This is a genomic window from Paenibacillus sp. FSL K6-1566 (assembly GCF_038050475.1).
Lineage (GTDB): Bacteria > Bacillota > Bacilli > Paenibacillales > Paenibacillaceae > Paenibacillus_AQ > Paenibacillus_AQ lactis.
The window spans coordinates 658504-674513 of the sequence record NZ_JBBOSR010000001.1; the positions used below are offsets into that span (position 1 = coordinate 658504).

Sequence of the window (16010 nt, forward strand, 5' to 3'; positions counted from 1 at the left end):
ATATATTCAACAGTTCATCCGCCCAAGTAAAATCATGATGGCATCCATCATGTCATCGAAGTAAATTCATCATCCACCCTGTCATCCATGTAAAAAACCTCCGTCCATCCCTTTGCAGGGATAGCGGAGGTTTTGTCTATGAGAGATAAAAGCTTGGCAGATCCGGGCTTACCTGCGAGTACAGCTTACAGATCGTCAAACCCGTTGTCGTCGCCGACTTTCCCGTAGTTGCGGGACTTCGCTTCGAAGAAGTCAGTCTTCGTTGCATTCAGCGCTTCGTCGGAGAACGGCTTGATCCATGGCATGCAGTTCACGTCCACGCCTTCGTACGCTTTCTCCAGTCCCATCATGGTGATGCGGCGGTTGGCGATGTATTTGATGTAATCGGACAGCTCGTTCAGATCAATGCCGCGCACATTGCTCAGCGTGTAATGCGCCCAGTTCGTCTCCAGCTCGACCGCGCGATCGATCGTGCGGTACACGTAATCGATGTTCTCCTTCGTGTTCAGCTCAGGGAAGTCCTTGAGCAGCTGCTTGAACACTTCAGCGAAGAAGTAGCAATGCTGGTTCTCGTCACGCTGAATGTAGGAGATCATTTGGCTCGTTGCCATCATCTTCTGATCACGGGCCAGGTTATAGAAGAAGGCGAACGTACTATAGAAGAAAATGCCCTCGAGAATCAGGTCGGCGACCATCGCTTCAAAGAAGGATTGCGGCGACGGATTGTCCCGGAAGCTCTGGTAAATGTTCGAGATGAACTGATTGCGCTCCAGCAGAACCGGATCATGCTTCCAGTATTCGAAAATTTCCTTTTGCTCCTGCTCCGTAACGATCGAGGAGAGCACATAGGAGTAGGATTGGTTATGAACGACTTCCTGCTGCCCGATAATGGCCGAGATGGCCTCAAGCGAGGAGTCGGTGAAATAGCGCTTCACGTCGCTGACAAACATCGTCTGCATGGAGTCCAGCACAGCCAGCAGGGAGATGTTGATCTTGAAGGTGCGCTGCTCCTCCGGATCAAGGTGCGGGAATTGCTGCGCATCCTTGGACATCGGGATTTCGTCCGCGATCCAGTGGTTCAGCAGCAGCACCTTGTACAGCTTGTACATATGAGGCATCCGAATATCGTTCCAGTTGAGGATCCCTGAGCATTCGCCCTCAATGATCCGTGTGGAGCGGTTAGGTGCTTCGGTATTGAATATTTTTTGCATTTGCATAACCATTCTCTCCTTGCATTTATAGTAGGGCGGGTATCAACAGGACGGGTATCCACTCTCCGGCCGCTGTTGTCCGCCCTTTGCCTGAATGTATTGTGAAGGGTGCAAAGGGCTCCCAAAGGCGGACGTAAACTCCTCCGATTGGATACCCTTACCCTTGTAGTCTTTTTTATTGCTTACTCAACGGATGTTCGCTTCGCGCTCGACTAAACGCAAGCAGCCCGCTCATTGTGTTTGCGCCACATGAGCAGCGAATCCCAAAGGGAGAGCGATCCTTGCAGGAAGTTGAACCAAACACGCAAGCAGCCGCTCATTGTATTCGCGCCACATGAGCAGCGAATCCCAAAGGGAGAGCGATCCTTGCAGGAAGTTGCACCAAACACGCAAGCAGCCCGCTCATTGTGTTCGCGCCGCATGAGCAGCAAATCCCGAAGGGAGAGCGATCCTTGCAGGAAGTTGCACCAAACAAGCAAGCAGCCCGCTCATTATGTTCGCGCCGCATGAGCAGCGAATCCCGAAGGGAGAGCGATCCCCGCAGGAAGTCGCACCAAACACGCAAGCAGCCCGCTCATTGTGTTCGCGCCGCATGAGCAGCGAATCCCAAAGGGAGAGCGATCCTTGCAGGAAGTCGCACCATCAAAGCACGCATGAAATCATTCGTCCCTGCACCAACATTCCAGCGTTCCCGCAGGGAGAAAGCGCTCCTAGCACCAAAGTACCTGGAAGAAGCGCCGCATCCGTCTCATTTCACAAGCTTGCGGGTGTCCAGAGGGCAGAGCCCTTGGGGCCCTCCCTTGGAAGGGAGGGTTTGGGTGGGTTCGTTAGCTAGCACAGCTTTCGCATTCTTCAATCGTCAGCGCACGGCTGCGCACATAGTACGTTGTCTTGATGCCGGCTTTCCAGGCATGCAGGTGCAGGTCCAGGAATTCCGATGCCCGGATGTCAGGACGAACATACAGGTTGAAGCTTTGCGCCTGGTCCACATGACGTTGACGGGCAGCAGCCATTTTAATGGACCAATGCTGGTCGATCAGGAAGGCTGTTTTGTAATACCAGATTGTTTTTTCAGACAGATCCGGAGCCGGGTTGGCTACTTTATATGTCGTCTTTTCTTCATAAGACAGCAGCTCATACAGCGGGTCGATGCTTGCCGTAGAACCGGCAATGATCGACGTGGAGCCGTTCGGTGCGATCGCGAACATCCACGCGTTGCGGACGCCATTTTCTTGAACTTCCTTCTGCAGCTCGCGCCACTGCTCGGTCGTTACGAATTTGCCTTCATGCTCGCCGTCGGTGTAACCGCGGAACGTAAAGTATTCGCCGCTTTCCCAGGCAGAGCCTTTGAATTTCGGATAGTGGCCTTTTTCCTTGGCCAGCTCCATGCTGGACTTCACGAGCAGGTAATTGATGTGTTCGTACAGATTATCATTGTATTCAACCGCTTCGTCGGATTCCCAGCGGATGCCTTCGAGAGCCAGCAGATGATGCAGGCCGAAGGTGCCGAGTCCGACAGCGCGGTACTGGCTGTTCGTATATTGAGCTTGCAGCACTTCGATATTGTTGATGTCGATTACGTTGTCCAGCATGCGAACCTGGATCGGTACGAGCCGCTCCAACACGCCGGCAGGCACTGCACGCGCCAAGTGAATGGAGTTCAGGTTGCAGACAACGAAATCGCCAGGGATTTTCGAAATCACGATCCGGGTTTGGCCGTCTTTGGTGACGAGCTCTTCTTGCTCAACCACGGTTGGCGACTGGTTCTGCATGATTTCCGTGCACAGGTTCGAAGAGTAGATCATGCCGTGTGCGGAGTTCGGGTTCGCACGGTTTACCGTATCGCGGTAGAACATGTACGGAGTTCCGGTCTCCAGCTGGGATTTCATGATCCGCTTCATAATATCGATCGCTTGTACGGTAATGCGCGGCAGGTTCGGATTCGCCAAGGCCTCCGCATATTTCTCGCGGAACGCGCCTTGACCCGGCGTTTGATCGTAGAAGTCCTCAAGACCGAGCGGGCGGCCGTTCTCATCTTTCCAGCCCATGATCTTCTTCACTTCATGCGGGCAGAACAGGCTCCATTCTTCACGGGCTTCAACAGCCTCCATGAACAGGTCAGGCAGACATACGCCGTGGAACACGTCATGGGCTCTCATGCGCTCATCGCCGTTGTTCAGCTTCAGATCAAGGAAGGACAAAATGTCCTTGTGGAACACGTCCAGATAGACCGCAATGGCGCCTTTGCGTGTGCCGAGCTGGTCAACGCTCACCGCCGTGTTGTTCAGCTGGCGGATCCAAGGGATGACGCCGGAGCTGGTGTTCTTGTGGCCGCGGATATCGGAGCCGCGTGCGCGGACCTTGCCGAGGTAGACGCCGATGCCGCCGCCCATTTTGCTAAGACGGGCTACGTCGGTGTTGGAATCGAAGATGCCTTCCAGGGAATCGTCAACGGTGTCGATGAAGCAGCTGGAGAGCTGGCCTGCGACCTTCTTGCCGGCGTTGGACATCGTTGGCGTTGCGGCCGTCATGTACAGATTGCTCATTGCCCAGTACGCTTCCTTAACAAGCTCGAGGCGTTTGTCTTCAGGCTCCTGGTGCATGAGGAACATGGCAATGACCATGTAGCGCTCCTGCGGGAGCTCCATCACGCGCCCGTCGAAATCCGTTGCAAGGTAACGCTCGGCCAGCGTCAAGAGACCGATGTAATCGAACAGCAGGTCGCGGCTTGGATCAATGCACTCGCCAAGCTCCTCGATTTGCTCCTTCGTGTAGCAGGTCAGAAGGTCTTCACGATAGATGCCCTTCTGGACGAGCTCCGTAATGAGCGGATAGAAAGCGCCGTAAGGCTCTTCCGGATAGGCTTTGTAGCGGCGGTTGTGGGCCGCTTTTTTATATAAAGATGTCAGGAATGAACGAGCCGCCGCAAATTTCCAGTCAGGCTCTTCCTTGGATACGAGCTCAAGCGCGGACATCGTAAAGGCATTGCTGATTTCCTCGCCGGTAACTTGCTCACCGCGGAGTTTGGAATTCACGCCTCGAAGCAGGCGCTCCTTGTCTAGCATGTCCAATCCCTTCAGGATCCGGTCGGCATAGACGGAGAGGCGAATTTCATCAAAGGCAAGCTGACGGTTGTTTGGTTTAACTACGAGCTGGGGCATACAAAAAATCCTCGCTTTCTTTGGGGGAAATTGAAAAAAGAACATGAAAAAAACATTTTCTAAAACCTAAGGGCAGGCTTGAAAATGTCCGTGCGCTGTGGATGGTTTGAATAAAGCTGACATAAGCCCATATTCGGGCATGATGTTATGTACAGACGCAAGTTTCACGAACACATCCCTATAACCCCGTAGGTCGGTGTCTGAAGTATACAGGCAGGTCTCCTGACTTAGGCCGTACATATTCGGCGTCTTCCCAAAGTTCGCTTTCGGGGAACTTCAGTGACGTATTGCCAAACTGCCGGCAGCTGCATATGCATATGCATAACAGCCCCGAGGCCTTTACAGTGGCGGGTCCGTGATGGATTTTCACCATGCTTCCCTATTAAGCCGGGCTGCCTGATAGGCTAGCGCGGCACCTGTATACACTATATTTGGTTGTCGTTAATCTAATGTAACCCAATATCTTGTATCTGTAAACCGATTTCTTAAAAATAAACGCAAGGAGAATTATAGCAAACGGACAGGTAATATGCTAGTTGGCCAACCGTCAAAACTGCTCAAGATTCCATGGATTGTGACCAAATGCGACGGTTTTTGCGCGGATTCCGCATCGGTTGCGTTTTGACAACGGATCGTATGACCCATATAAAAATTTGATCTTGGACATACAAGATATTGTGTGTTGACGACTTTGCGAAATTTTGAAAAGACGCCCCGGAATTGATATGATATCTATATCGGATTCAACCACGTTGTGGATGAATGGAATGCTTCGAGGGAGGTTATTGTGATGGCAATTGCAGAAGTAACGGTCATTCCGATCGGAACGGCAACGACCAGCTTAAGCTCATATGTGGCGGAAATGCAGCGTATATTGAAGCAACAGGAGGGAATTACGTACGAATTGACTTCGATGAGCACGATTATTGAAGGGGAGCTCCCTATGATTTGGCGTGCGATCGAGGCGTTGCACGAGGCGCCGTTCTTGTCGGGTGCCAAGCGGGTATCCACCTCTGTCAAAATCGACGACCGGCGCGACCGGGCATCCTCAAGCAAGCAGAAGATCCAATCGGTGCAGGAGAAATTAGGCGGGTAATGCAACCCCTCCTATAGGGTGTTTTTTCCATTAATGAGGGGCTTGCATTTTCCCGCCGAAGGAATATAATATATTTTGTTGTTCCAAAAACGAATGATAACTTCAACAAATTCGCTGGTGTAGCTCAGGGGTAGAGCAACGCACTCGTAATGCGTAGGTCGGGGGTTCAATTCCCTTCACCAGCATCCTTAGAAAGTCAATAACGGCGCGGTTTTCCGAGTTTTCGGAGACGGCGTCTTTTTCGTGTTTTTGGCCGATCTTTTACCATTTTTCTACCCTTTTAGTCAATTGAAGTGGGTTTTTCGCCATCAATTAGGGATTCAATATCCTTTTGAAAAATAAGTTCTAGACTAACACACAGTAACCTAAACAGCGGTAGCCAAGAATGAAAAAATAAAGTCATAGACCGCCGCTGTTTATCGAACTATCGTCCCCTTAGGTCGCTGGACCAACCGCAAAACTAAACTGGAACGTAGGTCAACCTGATCACCTGCTCGCCAATGCGATCGCTTGCCACGAGGCGCAGGGGCGGACGCGGTCCGGCGAAGAACGGCTTGCCGTGACCCAGCACGACGGGATGGAGATAGAGTCGATACTCATCAACGAGACCGAGCTCCGTTAGACTGTGCGCCAACTCCGGCCCGGCAACTTCAATGTCCCCTTCATGCTGAGCCTTCAGCCCCCGTATGGCCGCTGAGAGGTCGCCCTCGATCAGAGAAGCGTTCGGTCCGACGGACTTTAACGTCCTCGACACCACCCACTTCGGTTTGCTTTGCCACGCAGCTGCGTATTCCCGTTCCTGCGCATCCCATTCAAAAGGGTCTTCGTCCCAATATCGCATAGTCTCATACATACGGCGCCCGTACAGCATACCCGTCAGACCGCGCACGTCTTCGATGAAATGAAGGAATAGCATGGGGTCGCGCTGAAGTGCCATGTGGTCGACGAACCCGTCCAGAGACTGATTCAACGCGAAAACGATTTTTGCCATGTGATTGACTCTCCTCCCTGTTTTTCTTGCACATTCATCATCAGGATTACACGTTCTATATGCAGCCTCCTCTATGTCTAAAATTTTATCATCCAACGGCATGCCCGGTTTCTCATGGATTGCTAATGTGCACAGCCCGACCGGATACCAACGTTAGCTTAGACGATTCAACCATTTATCCCGATTTACATTGCTGATGTTATATCATTGACTTCAACCATAAAATCCGAATACCCATTAAAAATCCCCGAAGTATTAGCTCACGGGCTTCAGTCTTCTAACAGAACTTCTAACAAATCTTCTAACGGCCAAGAAATACTTCGAGAACCTTAAACGGATTTAGGCGCATAAAAGCCCATAACTAATAGACCTCCGGAACCCTGTAGAACCTTTCCGAAACCTACGGTGTCGCACTTGTAATGCGTAGGTCGGGGGTTCAATTCCGCGTTTTTTTATTTCCTGCAGGGGCGTGATAGTTCGTGAAATGAATTAAATGGTTGATCAGAAATCTATCTCCATGATACATTCGCACATTCTGAACATTATTACCGAAATGTCCAGTCTAAGGGCGTCTATGCTCATAAACTGTACTATTCCAAAATGCGAGGAGGTAAATATCAGTGGGTTACGAAAAACCTTGTTACAACGGCTATGGGAATACAGTAGGTATTGTCCTGGTTTTATTTATTCTCTTGGTTATTATCTTAGGAACTTTTTGGATTTAATCACACAACGGCAAGAAAAACATTGTAAATTTGTTTAGAATTCATTATCTCTGTTGTGATGTCATGTCAAACTCATGGATCATCCCTTTGGTTTGGGGGCGGCGATTTACCGTCCCCATGAAAGCTCTCCTACACGATAGTCAGCTTATTCGGAATGCCAAATACATAAGCAAGAGGCAAAATCATCGACAGAAAGCTTTTTCGACGTTGTTCAGGTTAGTAACTGCTTAAAAAGTAAGAGTATCGTCAATAGACCAGTCGCTTATAAACGCCCAAGCATATATTGAGTTGAACGATTGGTGAAAGGAGGTGTTGTTTTGCCGATTTCCGACTTGTATAAACTTCAACCAAGTGCTCCAGTTACCGTAGATGGACATGAAGAAGAGAGTGTCAATTTAGCACTTCAAGCCTCACCCAACACCTCCGTTGGTGTCGTGCAGGGGACAGTGCTGCTGCCGAATGGAAATCCGATCCCCTTTGCCACAGTACAGTTATATACTTCTCAAGGGGTGCCATTTGAGCATGTTAACAGCAACCCTCAGGGGCAATATATCATACCAGATATTCCAGTAGGCTCTTATTTAATCACTGCTGCTGAACCTGGCTACCTGACACCTGTCCGTATTCCGCTAACAGTTACCCAAGGTCGACCAACACAAGTTTCGATTACTTTACAGCCAAACCCCGCAGCAACGAGAGGAGCATTGTTTGGCATCGTAAGGAACGTTTCGAATAATGAACCTGTGAATAATGCTTTGGTTAGTCTTTTTCAAATCAATGGGGGCACGGTTACTCCGATCGGAACCTTGACATCCAACGCATCCGGACAGTATTTGTTTGCTGAGCTTCCGGACGGTACCTATTTCGTTCAGGCTACCCTAGCCGGATTTTTATCAAGCCAAAGTGCCACTGTAACGATCCAAGGTCCTGAATATGCCCCCTTGACATCAACCTGACAGTCGATCCGGATGCAAATACAGGGACTGTAAGTGGTATCGTGACAGACCAAGCAACTGGAGCAGCGATACCCAATGCCCTAGTGGCGCTCTATAGGTTAAACGCAGGAGTGGAACAGATCATCCAGATTACGCGTACGAATCAAGGGGGGCTCTACCTATTTGGCGATTTGCCCCCGGGAACCTATCGTGTGAAAGGGACCGTTCAGGTGAATACAGGATGAAGGAGACTAAAATTCTTACAGGCAGTTCTGTTTTTTCAATCGGTGCTGAAGAAAGTAGATGGGTTCCGCTGGCGCTTAAGGGCAAGAATCATTCCGTCCGGCATGGCTTCAGTCCCGTTCGAGTCACGTTTTGTTTGGTTGTCAGAAAAAAACGAACCGTCTATAAGCATCGGTTTCAGCTCTACATTCGCAGCAAAGCAGGTTGCAGAAACACAATAAAATGGAGCAGTAAAAGAGAGCGAAACTCATGCCTAAAATACCGTAGAATATGCCCGGTAGACATCAAACTGGGGGTGTCGGTGAGGAATAATAAACGGGTAAGCCGCAAGAAAACTAAAGCTGTTATATAAAACACATTTTTTAATCATCCGAATAAATTAAAGTGCTAAAGGTGTTCTTCGGCAATTAGAAGAACGTCTTTATTTTTTGTGGCTAGCTTCCATGTGATTTGAGCGTTGAAATGGACGCTCTTTCTATTTGGGGAGGCACCGGTCAGGCAGTGGAAGTACCAAGATAAGCGGGCTTCCGATTTGAAAGGTAACGTTAATAAACGCGCCGCTCCCAAAGGGAACTAAAACGCGACGGGAAACCCCGGCGAAATTTTCCTGTCCCAGCAGGATATCTGATGAGGAATTTTTGTGAATTAGCTCTTTAATTGATTTTTTGTTCTCCAGTAGCATATTGAAACATGCCATCCTCATACGCTCTGATAACATGACAATATCTATGGTTGTTGTCTTGTAGTGTGCCGAAAGGTGGGAGATGGTTTGTCGGATCCTTTTGTAATCAGATCATTAGACGAAATACGTTTTTGGTCACGCATTATGAAAGAACATTCTTTATTTCTTCGACTTGGATTTAGGTGTGAAGATACGCAGTTAATTAATGAGGCTAACCAATTCTATGCAATATTTGAGGATATTGAAAGAAGAGCACATTCATATCAAGCAGATACGGATCCCGAAACCATTAGACAGTTTAATTCAGAAGTCCGCAATGCAGCTTCACACATTTGGGCATTTAAGAGAAAGGTCCTTGGGCTTATACTTAGGTGCCAGCTTCCTGGGGGAAACAATTTTCCCTTGCTTGTCGATCATGTTAGCCGGGAAGCAAATTACTTTAGAAATCGGTTGGAGGAGCTCAATAGCGGGAGACTTGAACCATTGCCTGATGCGATTATTGATGAAAATGTCTTTTTCCTGAAAATAATGGCTGACCATGCAAAATTTATAGGTCATCTGCTTGATCCATCCGAGCGAAAATTAGTGGAACAGGCTAGAGAGTTTAGCCAAGAATTCGATACGTTGATGTTTCAAGCCATCGACTTAAGTTCCATGCGTCCACAATCGCAAACACATCCACTGCTTAGTCAATTTGTTGATGAAAACCGCGTTTCAGTCAAATCCTTGCGAGATTTTAAGAAGACTGCGCGCGATTTGATTGAGCAGTGTCGAATCAAAAGCATCATTCACCCTCTATTAGCAGATCACGTGTTTCGTGAAGCCGAACGATTCTTATTCATACTCGACATGTTCGACCGGTCATTGAGCGGCATGAAGGTAAACAAGAAAGAAATCCTGTTTTAATGTAAGGGAGGCCTTAAGTGATGGAAATACAAGTAACGGGATTTGTTGTTCATTCCGATGACTCCGGTTCCGGACATTCACATCAACTTTTTCTTACATCTTGGGATGGAAGGCCAGTTAACGTTCATGTTCATCCCTTTGAAGGAGATACGTCCTTTGATGTTGGACATTACCATCATTACGTGGGTGTAACTGAACCAGCTCCGAGTGGTGTTCCACACGTCCATAACTATCATGCTCAAACATCGTTTAATGACCAGCACAAGCACATGATTAGAGGAACTACGGGTCCTGCCATTCCCTTGGCAGGTGGTGGGCACTATCATTATTTTGAAGGTTATACCACCGTTGATGGCAGAATCCCGCATGCTCATCGATATAGTGGAAATACAGGCAATGAATACGGCTGACCAGTGATTCGGTATAGATGCATTTTGTATGAGGTTGGTTCTAATGATCAGAAAAAGAAAAAGCTTGATCAACGAAAGAAAGCAAACACATATTTTCCTTTAGGGAAAGTGTTTGCTTTCTTTTTTTATTGAGGTAACAAGATCGCCCAATCCAGAGCATTTACCATTCATTGAGATGTTTCACGGTTGATATTATGCATAATTGCACTGTAGAGAAAATCGGCCAACTCTTCATTGCCATATTGATTAAAATAGTTTTTGAATCGTGCATCGAATTTGTAAGTATGGGCAATGCAAGCCAGTAACTCTGCATCACATGTCATGAATTGCATCAGATTATTTTTCCATTCCTCGATTAATCGCTGAACTTCATTGGAGGAAGGATCCTGATCGATACAAGACGCAATTCGTTTGAATATGTCCTCCATGGCTTGAAAGCTTTCTTCTTTATCATCCGGTGACAATTCTTCCAACGAATCATTAAACTCTTTATACGCCTCGGTTTCGCCATAAAAGAATCTCGCCTCATTTGCATACTGCTCTTTCAATGGCAGGACGGAAGTGCTGTTGAAGAGCTGCAGATTACTAATATCATTTCCCGAAACGTATTCTTCGAGAGCTTCCATGATCGTTTCTAATCTTTCTTTTCTCAGTATTAAGGCTTGTCGCTGCTCCTTTAAGATTTGATTCTGCTCTTGCCTGGTCAGCTTTAAAATGTCCGCAATCTCTTTCAAGGAAAAATCCAATTCCTTTAGGAACAAAATCGTTTGAAGTTTTTCCAAACTGCTTCGATCATATAGTCGATACCCTTTTTCCGTCAGATGTGTCGGTTTGAATAAATCAATTCTATCGTAATAATGCAAGGTCCGACTTGTAATGCCTGTAATCTGAACAATATCCTTAACCGCTAATAATGGTTTCTTCATCCCAGAATCCTTTTACTTCGTCCAGTATTTGAGCAGCAGGCGTGATGGTGGCCTCAAAAATCGTTCTTCCTGTTTTTCTTAAATAATATTGGATCAAATAATATCCGCAGGCGTATCCGGCACTATAAGGCATATTGACTGGTTGAGAATTTTGAAGCTTCGCGATCTCGTCACCGTAAAGATACGGAGCAATTTGATCAAACCCCGTTAACTGCAGCTGCTCTCTAAGCACAGGTTTTATGCGCCGGTTAAGCGTTTCTGCGTTTGTTTTCGTTACCCAAGGACCGAGCAATCCTTTCCCAAACATAAACGTAGCATAATTTTCAGCCAATCCTTCACTTACAATGAGCTCGCCCAAATTCACGGTGTGATCCCACTGGATAAATTGGTATCGCACATTATGGTTGCATTCGTGCGCCAGCGCAGCCTTCATTCGAGGCATCGTGTATTCATTTGGCAAGAGCGTACCCCAGATAAACCCGGGAATGCCACCAAAACCGCTATATCCTTCGTTTATGGTTAAGGCACGGTTTTCCGGATTCCCGAGTTGAATGGTAAACAAATAATCGGAAACGGGAAGATTTATATCGTGCTCAACAAATAGATTCAAGCTTTTCTTCACGGCATGCTCACACTCTAACCAAAAGGCTTCGGACGAAATCAGCTCGATCTCTGCCGAAATCTGCGGGCTAATCTGATGAGGGGCTCGATGCATCATACTATTAAACGTAATCACGTCAAAACCGTTGGCCTCTTCAGCTTTAAAAGGGAGCTGTTGAATTTGCCACTGCTTCATAAAGGGAGCCATCATTTCGTTTCTGAATAATTCTAGCTTTTCCTCGGGCGGAGCTTGGGCAACTTTTTGATAAATTTTGTCTGAACGCAGTGTTTGTATGTTCATATCTTTCACTCCTAGTTTTGTTTTCATAGCGAGATTATGCACTATGACCTAACGTCATAGTCAAGCGCTTTGAATCAAATCATGAAAAATTAGGTAAAGACGTACCCCGATGCATTCATCTTCCAGTTCCCCGTTCAATAAAAAAACGGAAGCCGCGTATCGTTTGATCGCTGCTCCGTTCTGTGCGAGGTTATTCGTCTAATGGGTGAGAATCATGAATACTTTGATCATTCTTAGAATGCAAACGCTTGTTTGCAAGCAGAATTGCCTGATCCATTGTTTGTTTGATAATGGCAGCGGCAGGTCGGGCTTTAGCCAGCCTCAAGCCTTGTCCAGCCCAGAGTGACATATACTCCGGGTTGTTTGCCATTGCCGCAGCTTGCCTAATATCCCGTGTCATGACATGCTGAATGGGATAAGGGGGGATCTTGCCGGGATACATATGCATACCGCGTATGAATTCTGTACGAATACCACGCGCTGCTTTGCCTGAGTAAGCACATGAAATTACGGTAGCGTCCTCGTTTGCCGAAAGTATCTTTTGTTTGTACGTAGGATGTGCGCCACTCTCTGTACAGGCCAGGAAAGCAGTGCCCATTTGAACCGCTGCTGCTCCTAAAGCAAGGCTGGCTACGAGACCCCGTCCATCCATGATCCCCCCTGATGCGATCACGGGAATCGAAACATGATCACAAATTTGGGGAACCAGAGCCATGAGTCCTATTAAAGCATCGGAGCCGTTCTTCAGAAATGTTCCTCGGTGTCCCCCTGCTTCGCTGCCCTGCGCTACAATAGCGTCAACCCCCGATAGCTCCAATTGTATAGCTTCATCTACTGTCGTAGCAGTACCCATTACAAATGTTCCACGCTGCTTCATACTTTGAATAACACCCGGTGATGGTATACCAAACGTGAAACTAAAAACGGGAACGCGCTCCTCCAGCAGTACTTGCACCTGCTCTTCAAACGATTCCGAATATTGGGGAAGTGGTGGATTTTGCGGGATTCCAAGCTCCTTACGGCAGGAGTTCAGGTATTCAGCCATTTTGGCAATGGTTTCTTCGGATTCCTCCGGTTGCTCCAGGACAAACAAATTCACTCCGAAAGGCCGGTCGGTTAACGCTCGGATCTTACGGATGGCATGACGGAGTTGTTCAGGGGTTAAATATCCGGCCCCTAGGTTGCCTAGTCCACCTGCGTTTGAAACGGCTGCGACTAACTCAGGAGTCGTTGGCCCGCCTGCCATCGGTGCCTGAAAAATCGGATAGTGAATGTTGAGCTTGCTTGTGATCGCTGTTTCAAACATTTTTAATGCCTCCTGTTAATCATGCATATTTCGTGCCTCCATATGGCGAGGACATGTTTAGCTTATAACTGCAGATTAAGGTTGAGCTTAGATTGAGCGCCACCTGGGCATCCATTACGAAACACAGATGATAAAACGTAAGTAAGATTACTGCTTATTTTACCTGCCTTCACATATCAAGTAAAATGAATCTAAATGATGTTTAACATTAAAAATTTTAATGCCTAATACGGAGGTATGCAGTGGACATCCGGGACATGCAGATTTTTTTGGCTGTAGCCAATGAGGGGAGCTTTACCCGAGCAGCCGAGAAGTTAGAATACGTTCAGTCAAGCATAAGCATAAGGATTCAGCAGCTTGAAAGCGAACTAAACACAGAACTGTTTCATCGCGGTCGTCAGGGAGTTCGGCTCACATCATCCGGAGAGGCGCTTAAATCTTATGCTGAAAAAATTATTTTCCTTACCCAAGAAGCAGAGCGGGTCGTATCCGATCGTTCAATCCCTCGGGGGCCTCTTCGAATCGGATCGCTTGAAACCACAACGGCGATTCGGCTTCCATCGATTCTCGCTGAATACCATCATTCATATCCCGACGTCGATTTAGTACTCAGAACGGGGACGACGGAGGAGCTTGTCCATTCGGTACTGAAATACGAGCTGGACGGAGCTTTTGTGTCCTCACCAGGTGAGCATGCAGAGCTTGAAACCGTAGAAGTTGGGGCTGAGGAACTTGTTCTCCTATCAGGCGGGCAAACTGACCCGATCCATCGGCCGGAACATCTACGCCATCTGACCATATTGGTATTTCGTGTTGGATGTCATTACCGTCGAATACTCGAGGATTGGCTGCATGGTAAGGGCATTTCCGCAAAAATCATGGAATTCGGAACTCTGGAGGGGATTCTGGGATGTATTCATGCCGGGCTCGGCGTTTCGCTTTTGCCTCGGTCGGTAATCGAAAGAGCCATGATGAAATATAACTTACAAGCTCACAACATCTCGGATGAGTTCCTCAGAACACCTACATTGTTTATACGACGTAAAGATACCTTTAAAACAGCAGCGGTATCCGAATTCATTAGGATTTCCAGAGAAAGGTTCAACGATATTTAATAAACAAGACGTAGAGAATGCGGATTTTCTGGATTTGGGGGGCCGTGTCTTTGTGGTTGCTGCAGCAGGGAATCAGCTATCGGTCCTAACTTATACTTTTTGTTCTCAGCATCAGGTGAGTGATTAAGGAATCGGGAGATTCTAAAAGAGACCTGTCGCCTCTATGCGACAGGTCTCTTTGCTATTATGGCAGTTGTCCAGAACCCTTATATTTAAGCTTATTTGGGTCCCAGGTGTAAACCGCTTTAGCGGCTTCCCATCCGCCTTCCGGGAAGTACTTCTTCCAGTACTCGACAACTCTGCTTTTAGAGTCTATGAACACTTGCAAATCCCCCATAATGTTTAGTTTCTCTATCAAGGTTCCGTTTTGTAATCGGTATACGTACATTCTTGTATTGGAAGGGAAATAGTTAAACGAGACCGCAACATGCATTTCTTTCTTCGTAGCGGAGAAGATCTGAATCGATGGGTCATCAGCGTCATCATCGCTCAAAATTCCTGTATTTATCAATACAAGGATTCCTTTTGAATTAAGAAGATAAAAGTTACCCGCTTCGGTAAGTATGAAGTACTCTTTTTTGTTGTCGTTATTAAGGTCGGCAGATTTTATTATCTTTACTCTTTCATTAGGGTATTTCTGATTCAGTATTTTCATTGGATTGTGTGGTTCAGCGTAAGACAAGTTCGCTGATAAAAAGATGAGGCTTAGCGCAAAAATAGACAATGTAAGTTTCTTGAAAATAGGCAATGGTCCCGCAAGTTTTTTATCTTTCACTAATCCAGCTTTAAGCTTCCTTTAAGATTCGAGAACTATGATAAAGACACCCCTTACAATAGATTGGAAGCCCCGCCGAGTGAGCATCGGCGGGGCTTCTTCGCGTATAGGGCTTATGCAGCGGATTAGGCCTTCTTACACAACAATCTTATAATCCCAGCAATCGGGTGATGTAGGCGGTCACGGCCTGGTCTTGGAATGCCTGCCAGTTATCAAATGGTGTGTGCTCCGCCATGAACCGGCTAATCGAGGAATGCTGAATGAAGCGGTCGAAATCCTCGTCGGTTGTTCCTTGATATCCGGCGGACTTCAGAAGCTCTCCAATGGAGGGAAATCCGGTATGCCGCTGCACGAAAGCATCCGTGAACACTTCCTCAACGGGCACTTCCTGCTGCATCTCGGACAGCTTCGAGGCGTTATCCCGAATTTCCTGCAGCTTCTCTTCATTAAGCCCATCCAATGGGTTTATCTCCGTATTCATGATGTGCACCTCCGGTAAGATCACGCAGCGATGGCGTACGTGGTATTGATCCATTCATTATATCTACGAGTTTATAAATATCCGACTTCGATTTTTATGCATAAGGTGGTTGTTATGTGTTGGGAAGGTCAGCTTTTTTGCTTATT

14 protein-coding genes, 1 tRNA gene and 1 riboswitch are annotated in these 16010 nt (G+C 47.3%); of the genes, 7 read left to right on the plus strand and 8 right to left on the minus strand.

Annotation, left to right across the window (positions count from 1 at the left end):
* Positions 1–185: 185 nt before the first annotated feature.
* Positions 186–1217, minus strand: coding sequence for a ribonucleotide-diphosphate reductase subunit beta (locus tag NST08_RS02900; protein ID WP_210094204.1), 1032 nt, complete (start codon positions 1215–1217; stop codon positions 186–188).
* Positions 1218–2038: 821 nt separating this feature from the next.
* Positions 2039–4372, minus strand: a complete 2334-nt coding sequence (locus NST08_RS02905; protein ID WP_007130467.1) for a ribonucleoside-diphosphate reductase subunit alpha — start codon at positions 4370–4372, stop codon at positions 2039–2041.
* A gap of 195 nt (positions 4373–4567) precedes the next feature.
* Positions 4568–4807, minus strand: a riboswitch (cobalamin riboswitch).
* A gap of 355 nt (positions 4808–5162) precedes the next feature.
* Here NST08_RS02905 and NST08_RS02910 point away from each other — a divergent pair.
* On the plus strand, positions 5163–5468 hold the full coding sequence (locus tag NST08_RS02910; RefSeq protein ID WP_007130466.1) for an MTH1187 family thiamine-binding protein: 306 nt from the start codon (positions 5163–5165) through the stop codon (positions 5466–5468).
* Between the two features lie 113 nt (positions 5469–5581).
* Positions 5582–5653, plus strand: a tRNA-Thr gene (locus tag NST08_RS02915).
* A 275-nt stretch (positions 5654–5928) separates the two neighbouring features.
* Here NST08_RS02915 and NST08_RS02920 read toward each other — a convergent pair.
* Positions 5929–6459, minus strand: coding sequence for a dihydrofolate reductase family protein (locus NST08_RS02920; protein WP_210094203.1), 531 nt, complete (start codon positions 6457–6459; stop codon positions 5929–5931).
* A 1042-nt stretch (positions 6460–7501) separates the two neighbouring features.
* Between NST08_RS02920 and NST08_RS02930 the strand changes: the two genes are divergently transcribed.
* The 4 genes from NST08_RS02930 to NST08_RS02945 all read left to right on the plus strand — a co-directional run bounded on the left by NST08_RS02930 (position 7502) and on the right by NST08_RS02945 (position 10360).
* Complete coding sequence (locus tag NST08_RS02930) at positions 7502–8140, plus strand: carboxypeptidase-like regulatory domain-containing protein (protein ID WP_341341432.1); 639 nt, start codon at positions 7502–7504, stop codon at positions 8138–8140.
* Between the two features lie 83 nt (positions 8141–8223).
* Entirely contained in the window at positions 8224–8364 is a 141-nt protein-coding gene (locus NST08_RS02935; RefSeq protein WP_341342605.1) for a hypothetical protein, read from the plus strand.
* Between the two features lie 824 nt (positions 8365–9188).
* Positions 9189–9950: a DUF2935 domain-containing protein gene (locus NST08_RS02940; protein ID WP_050954041.1), complete on the plus strand. Its 762-nt coding sequence runs from the start codon at positions 9189–9191 to the stop codon at positions 9948–9950.
* A gap of 20 nt (positions 9951–9970) precedes the next feature.
* Entirely contained in the window at positions 9971–10360 is a 390-nt protein-coding gene (locus tag NST08_RS02945; RefSeq protein WP_007130461.1) for a YmaF family protein, read from the plus strand.
* Between the two features lie 167 nt (positions 10361–10527).
* On the opposite strand, the gene NST08_RS02950 is transcribed toward NST08_RS02945, so the two are convergent.
* The 3 genes from NST08_RS02950 to NST08_RS02960 all read right to left on the minus strand — a co-directional run bounded on the left by NST08_RS02950 (position 10528) and on the right by NST08_RS02960 (position 13493).
* Positions 10528–11286: a MerR family transcriptional regulator gene (locus NST08_RS02950; protein ID WP_210094201.1), complete on the minus strand. Its 759-nt coding sequence runs from the start codon at positions 11284–11286 to the stop codon at positions 10528–10530.
* Positions 11261–12187 (minus strand): DUF2268 domain-containing protein, encoded by a 927-nt coding sequence (locus NST08_RS02955; RefSeq protein WP_007130459.1) that lies wholly within the window; start codon positions 12185–12187, stop codon positions 11261–11263. Before NST08_RS02955 ends, NST08_RS02950 begins: the two co-directional genes overlap by 26 nt.
* Before the next feature lie 190 nt (positions 12188–12377).
* The gene (locus tag NST08_RS02960; RefSeq protein WP_028407334.1) at positions 12378–13493 is read right to left on the minus strand and encodes a nitronate monooxygenase; all 1116 of its coding nucleotides are present in this window, start codon (positions 13491–13493) and stop codon (positions 12378–12380) included.
* Positions 13494–13735: 242 nt separating this feature from the next.
* Here NST08_RS02960 and NST08_RS02965 point away from each other — a divergent pair, with 242 nt between their 5' ends.
* Entirely contained in the window at positions 13736–14608 is an 873-nt protein-coding gene (locus NST08_RS02965) for a LysR family transcriptional regulator (RefSeq protein WP_007130457.1), read from the plus strand.
* A gap of 184 nt (positions 14609–14792) precedes the next feature.
* Here NST08_RS02965 and NST08_RS02970 read toward each other — a convergent pair whose 3' ends face one another.
* Positions 14793–15383 (minus strand): hypothetical protein, encoded by a 591-nt coding sequence (locus tag NST08_RS02970; protein ID WP_341341433.1) that lies wholly within the window; start codon positions 15381–15383, stop codon positions 14793–14795.
* A 148-nt stretch (positions 15384–15531) separates the two neighbouring features.
* Positions 15532–15864 (minus strand): hypothetical protein, encoded by a 333-nt coding sequence (locus NST08_RS02975; protein WP_144872333.1) that lies wholly within the window; start codon positions 15862–15864, stop codon positions 15532–15534.
* Positions 15865–16010: the final 146 nt, after the last annotated feature.